At 57.3% G+C, this 874-nt stretch carries 1 protein-coding gene and 1 pseudogene; both read left to right on the top strand.

Features of this window, described 5'->3' with window-relative positions; genetic code table 11:
* Nucleotides 1–206 (top strand): annotated as a pseudogene (locus AAIG11_RS17895) (aldehyde dehydrogenase family protein); the annotation flags it as partial.
* An 18-nt stretch (nt 207–224) separates the two neighbouring features.
* On the top strand, nt 225–874 hold a 650-nt coding region (locus AAIG11_RS17890; RefSeq protein WP_343187549.1), incomplete at its 3' end, for an aspartate aminotransferase family protein.

The raw sequence follows: 874 nt of genomic DNA, 5'->3' as shown, positions 1-874 counted from the left end.
TGGTGATCAACCAACCCAGCTCCACCTCTGCCGGCGGCAGCCTCTTTAACGGCTTTGCCCCCACCACCACCCTGGGCTGCGGTACCTGGGGCAACAACATCATCTCTGAAAACTTCACCTACAAGCACATGATCAACATCTCCCGCATCGGCTACTACCTGAAAGACAAACCCGTGCCCACCGACGAAGCCATCTGGGCCGACTAACCAAAGGAGGAAACCCCCATGCCACTGCAAGGCCCCCGTATCACCACCCCCGTACCCGGCCCCAAAAGCCAGGAACTGTTAAAGCTAAGGGAAGCCAATGTCCCCGCCGGCGTCTCTGTCAACACCCCCGTCTTTGTGGAAAAGGGCGAAGGTGCCCTGTTCCAGGATGTGGACGGCAATGTGTTCTTAGACTTCGTGGGCGGCATCGGTGTACTGAACATCGGCTACAGCCACCCGGAAGTCATTGACGCCGTGAAAGACCAGGCAGAGAAATTCTTCCACACCAGCATCAACGTGGTCCTCTACGAAGACTACATGCGGGTGGCAGAAAAGATGAACCAGCTGTTGCCCGGTGACTTTCAAAAGAAAACCATGCTGGTGAACAGCGGCGCCGAAGCCGTGGAGAATGCCATTAAGATCGCCCGGAAATACACCGGCCGCTCTGAGGTCATCGTCTTCACCGGTGCCTTCCATGGCCGCACCAACCTGACCATGGGCATGACCAGCAAGGTCAAACCCTACAAGTTTGGCTTTGGCCCCTTTGCCCCGGGCATCCACCGGGCCCTGTACCCCTACTGCTACCGCTGTCCCTATGACAAAGAAAGAGCCACCTGCGGCCTCTACTGTGCCGGCCAGTTTGAAGCCTTCTTCCTGGAAGAAGTGGATCC

The organism is Anoxynatronum sibiricum (genome assembly GCF_039414295.1).
GTDB lineage: Bacteria > Bacillota > Clostridia > Peptostreptococcales > Tindalliaceae > Anoxynatronum > Anoxynatronum sibiricum.
Note: the sequence above shows the minus strand (reverse complement) of the source record. Positions and strands in the feature narration are given on the sequence as shown.